General features: G+C 51.8%; 1 pseudogene. It reads right to left on the reverse strand.

The window, feature by feature from the left end:
• Positions 1-398: pseudogene (locus tag QUA20_RS30805) on the reverse strand (WD40 repeat domain-containing protein); the annotation flags it as partial.

The following is a 398-nucleotide window of genomic DNA, read 5'->3' on the forward strand; positions in this document are numbered from 1 at the left end:
GGGTGTTATCAAGCGAAGCGGAAATCGCGGTTTTGCCATCGGGTGCGAGATCCACTGCATTTACCCAGCTAGTATGACCGGTGAGGGTGAAAAGTTTGGTGCCTGTCTTGATGTCCCAGATTTTCAGGGTTTTATCAAGCGAAGCGGAAATCGCGGTTTTGCCGTCGGGTGCGATCGCTACTGCTCTTACCCCGCTAGTATGACCGGTGAGGGTGAACAGTTTGGTGCCTGTCTTGGTATCCCAGATTTTCAGGGTGTTATCAAGCGAAGCGGAAATCGCGGTTTTGCCGTCGGGTGCGATCGCTACTGCATTGACCCAGTTAGTATGACCGGTGAGGGTGAAAAGTTTGGTGCCTGTCTTGATGTCCCAGATTTTCAGGGTTTTATCAAGCGAAGCG

Origin of the sequence: Microcoleus sp. Pol7_A1, assembly GCF_036701085.1 — a bacterium.
Taxonomy (GTDB): Bacteria; Cyanobacteriota; Cyanobacteriia; order Cyanobacteriales; family Microcoleaceae; genus Microcoleus; species Microcoleus asticus.